This is a genomic window from Streptomyces sp. OZ13 (genome assembly GCF_052068155.1).
GTDB lineage: Bacteria > Actinomycetota > Actinomycetes > Streptomycetales > Streptomycetaceae > Streptomyces.
Genome location: NZ_JBQHCZ010000040.1, coordinates 1 through 4,739, shown reverse-complemented (window position 1 = coordinate 4,739; position 4,739 = coordinate 1). Strand labels below are relative to the sequence as shown.

At 71.8% G+C, this 4,739-nt stretch carries 2 protein-coding genes; both read right to left on the bottom strand.

From position 1 onward, the window contains the following. Positions 1 to 3,806 (bottom strand): type I polyketide synthase (locus ACTMTU_RS35940; RefSeq protein ID WP_441267626.1); only part of this gene is annotated, 3,806 nt, incomplete at its 3' end. A gap of 3 nt (positions 3,807 to 3,809) precedes the next feature. After that, a partial coding sequence (locus tag ACTMTU_RS35935; RefSeq protein WP_441267625.1) for a phosphopantetheine-binding protein occupies positions 3,810 to 4,739 on the bottom strand: 930 nt, incomplete at its 5' end.

Genomic DNA, 4,739 nt, shown 5'->3' with positions numbered 1-4,739 from the left:
GTGTCGCCGGCCAACGCCTGCTGGAGTTCGGCCAGTCCACGCGCGGCGACCTCCGTCACCGAACCCGACCAGTTCCGCGCGTCGATCACCAGCCGGTCGGCGTCACGGGATTCAGCCGAAGCGCCCACCGGCTGGAACTCCACCCGGTACAGGTGGTCCACCGAGGTCGCCGCCGCCCGGATCTGCTCCGCCGTGGCCTGTCGTACCTGGAGTCCCTCGATCCGGGCGACGGGTTCGCCGTTCTCGTCGGTCACCCGGATCCGGGCCGTCGAGTTCTCACTGTCCAGCTCGGCACGGACCCGCAGCACGGAGCCCGCCACCGCCTCGAGGCTCACCCCGGTCCACTCGAACGGCAGCAGCACGCTGTCTTCGGTGCTCTGCTCCCCTGCGGCTGCGATGAGGGTGTGCAGGGCGGTGTCGAGGAGTGCCGGGTGGATGCCGTAGCCGTCGGTGGAGACGCCTTCGGGCAGCCGCACCAGGCCATAGGCGGTGTCGCCGTCACGCCACAGCTCGCTCAAGCCCCGGAACACCGGGCCGTAGGCAATGCCCTGCTCCGCGAACCGCTCGTAGAAACCGTCCAGGTCCACCCGCTGCGCACCCGTCACCGGCCACTGCGCCAACGCCTCGAACCCGTCGGCTGCGGGGGCGGCCGGTGCCTCGCTCAGCACGCCGGACGCATGCCGGACCCACTCACCGTCATCACCACGCCGGCTGTAGAGCGCCACCGGACGACGACCATCCGGACCGGGCGCGCCCACCGTCACCTGAAGCCGCAGCTCACCCTCCTGCGGAACGACCAGCGCCTCCAGGAGCGTCAGCTCCTCCACCCGACCCGCACCCACGAAATACCCGGCCGACAGGGCCAGTTCGAGCAGCGCGGTGCCCGGGACGATCACCGTGCCGAACACCGCATGATCGGCCAGCCAGCCGAACTCACGCAGCGACACACGGCCGCTGAACACATGCCCTTCGCCGTCGGCAAGCGCGGTCACCGCACCCAGCCACGGATGCCCCGCCGACTCCAGCCCCACCGACGTCACATCACCGGAAGCGGACACCTGCTGCCAGAAACGTTCGCGTTGGAAGGCATAGGTGGGCAGGTCGATTCGGGTGGCGCCGGTTCCCGTGAAGACGGTGTCCCAGTCGACGTCCTGGCCGAGGACGTGCAGTTCGGTGAGTGCGGTCAGCACCCCGGCCACCTCATCCGTCCCCTTCCGGGCACTGGCGACGAACCGGCTGACGGAGTCGTCCGCCACGCCCTCGCTGCCCATGGCCGTCAGCACGCCCCGCGGACCGCATTCCACGTAGCGGCCGGGTCCGGCGTCCTCCAGGGTGCGTACGGCGTCCCAGAAGCGCACCGCTTCGCGGACCTGCGTCACCCAGTAGGCGGGGGATCGCATGCCTTCGCCCGCCGTGAGGTCCCTTCCCATCCAGGCACCGGTCACCGACGACACGAGGGGTGTCCGCGGCTCCTCGAACCGGCATCCGGCGGCGATCTCGGCGAACTCCTCCAGCATCGTGTCCATGTGCGCGCTGTGGAACGCGTGCGACACCTCGAGGCGCCGTGTGCGCCGCCCTTCGCCGGCGAAGTGCTGTTCGACCTGTTCCACGGCTGCGGCATCGCCGCTCACCACGACCTGGGCCGGACCGTTCACCCCCGCCACCGACACCCGTCCGGGGACCAGGTCGAGGACGGCCACGACCTCGGCCTCCGAAGCCTCCACCGAGGCCATGACCCCACCCGGTTCGCAGGCCTGCATCAGCTTGCCGCGTGCCACCGCGAGACGCGCCGCGTCCTCGAGGGGCAGGACACCCGCGACGTGTGCCGCCGCCAGCTCCCCCACCGAGTGTCCGGTCACCACCGATGCGGAGAGCCCCCAGGACTCCCACAGCCGGAACAGCGCCACCTCGAACGCGAACAGCCCGGGCTGGGCGAATTCCGTCCGTTCCAGCGTGGCCGCGTCGGACCCGAACACCACGTCCTTCAACGAGCGGCCCAGCAGCCCGTCCGCCACGTCGCAGACCTTGTCGAACGCTTCGGCGAACACGGGGAACGCCTCGTACAACTCCCGGCCCATCCCCGCCCGCTGGCTCCCCTGGCCCGGGAACAGGAACGCCACGCCGGCCGGCGTCGAGGACGTGGCGGTGCCGGTGACCGCGCCGGCGGCCGAGCGGCCCTCGCTCAACGCCCGCAGACCCGTGACGGCCTCCGCCACCGAGCCGGCGATCACGCCCGCCCGGTGTTCGAACCGTGTCCGTCGCGCCGCGGAGAACGCGACGTCGGCGAGGTCCGGCTCCTCGCCGTCACCGGCCTCCAGCCGGTCGGCGAGGCGGGCCGCGTTCTCCCGCAGGGCCCGCTCGTCACGGCCGGACACCACCACCGGAAGCGCGGGGAGCCGACGGCCCTGGTTCTCCGCGGGCTCCACCGACGTGGCTGCCGGGGCCTCCTCCAGCACCACATGCGCATTGGTGCCGCTCAGGCCGAAGGAGGACACACCGGCGCGGCGGGTCCGCTCGCCCTTGTGCCAGGGCTGCGGCTGCTGAAGCAGGGTCAGGCCACTGGTGTCCCAGTCGATGTGGGGGCTGGGCTCGTCGGCGTGCAGCGTGCGGGGCAGCGTCTCGTGCTGGAGGGCGAGGACCATCTTCATCACGCCGACGACACCGGCGGCGGCCTGCGTGTGGCCGAGGTTCGACTTCGCCGACCCCAGGAACACGGGGTGCTCGCCGAAGACTTCGGCGAGAGCGCCGGCCTCGATCGGGTCGCCCAGCGACGTGCCGGTGCCGTGCGCCTCGATCGCGTCGATGTCCGCGGGGGTGAGCTGCGACACGGCGAGCGCGTCACGGACGACGCGCTGCTGGGAGGGCCCGTTGGGGGCGGTCAGGCCGTTGCTCGCGCCGTCCTGGTTGACCGAGGAGCCGCGAACCACGGCCAGGACCCGGTCGCCGTCCCGCTCGGCAGCCGACAGACGCTTCATGACCAGCACACCCGCGCCCTCGGACAGCCCGGTCCCGTCGGCCCCGGCGGAGAAGCTCTTGGAACGCCCGTCGGCAGCGGCTCCCTTGAGGCGGCTGAACTCCACGAGGGTCGACGGTGTCGACATCACGGTGACACCGCCGACGAGGGCGAGGTCGCACTCGCCCTGCCGCAGTGCCGTGGCCGCCAGGTGCAGGGCGACGAGGGAGGACGAGCAGGCGGTGTCGATGGTGACGGCGGGGCCCTGCAGGCCCAGCGCGTAGGACACCCGTCCCGACACCACGCTGCTCGCGTTGCCGGTGCTGACGTAGCCGTCGAGGGCGTCGAGGTCATGGCCCTGCTGGTTGCCGTAATCGGCGCTCATCGCGCCGAGGTAGACGCCGGTGCGGCTGCCGCTGAGTGCGCCGGGCCGGATGCCGGCGCGCTCCAGCGCCTCCCACGACGCCTCCAGCACCAGGCGCTGCTGCGGGTCCATCGACTGCGCCTCACGCGGGCTGATGCCGAAGAACGCGGCGTCGAAGCCCTCGACACCGTCGACGAAGCCGCCCTCGCGGGCGTAGCTCTTGCCGACCGCTTCCGGGTCGGCGTCGTACAGATCCAGACCGTCCCAGCGGGAGGGGAACGGGCCGATGGCGTCCCCGCCCTCGGCCAGGAGCTGCCAGAAACCCTCGGGCGTGTCGATACCGCCCGGCAGGCGGCACGCCATCGACACGATGGCGATCGGCTCCGTGCGCGCCGCGCGCTCCGTGCTGAGTTCCTTCTCCGTCTCGACCAGGGCGGTGGTGGCGCGGCGGAGGTAGGACTCGAGCTTCTCAACTTCGGACGCGGTCATCCGTCACACTCCAAGCTTGCGGTCGAGGAACTGGAGAAGGTCTTCTGTGCTGCCGGCTTCGATCTCGATCTCCGGTGCGTCGGGGACGACGGTTCGTGCGAGGCCGTCCTTGAGCTCCAGGAGGCGGGAAACCAGTCCCTGCTCCTCGAGTTGTTGCGGAGTCGCGGCACGCAGGAGGTCCACCAGGCTGTCGATCTGTGTCTTCGTCACGTGCGCACCGGCCCGGGAGACGGCGGTTGGGACGACGCCGGCCTGCGCCGTTGCCTCGGAGGTGTAGCGGTCGAGGAGGAGGCCGGCGACGGCGGCGGGGGTGGGATGGTCGAAAGCGAGGGTGGCCGGCAGGGCCACCTCGGTCGCCGCGGACAGGCGGCGCCGCAGCTCGACCGCCATCAGCGAGTCCAGACCGAGCTCCTTGAACGCCTGATGGTCACCGACACCGTCCGCGCTGGACGCCCCCAGCACGACCGCCGCCTCAGAACGCACCAACTGAACCAGATACGGCAGCCGTTCACCCTCCGGCAGACCCGCCAGCCGGTCACGCAACACCGTGCCCCGACCGCCGGATGTGGTGGTGCCGGCCGCCGGCCTGCGCCTCCTGCGCACAAGGGCCCGCAGCAGGGCGGGCGGGTCCTCGACCCGCGCCGTCTCCAGCTTGACCGGAACGAGATGGGCATACGGCTGGAGCAGAGCGGCGTCCAACGCCGCCAGCGCCTGCTGCTGGGACAGCGCGCCGAAGCCCTGGCGCCGCATCCGCGCCACGTCCGCCTGCCCCAGCGCGGCAGTCAGCCCGATCCCGGCCTGCTGCCACAGACCCCAGGAAAGGCTGGTCGCGGCAAGACCCTCACTACGACGGAGCGCGGCCAGCGTGTCCAAGGCCGTGTTGGCAGCGGCATAGGTGCTCTGGCCGGCCGTGCCCAGCACACCCGACGCCGA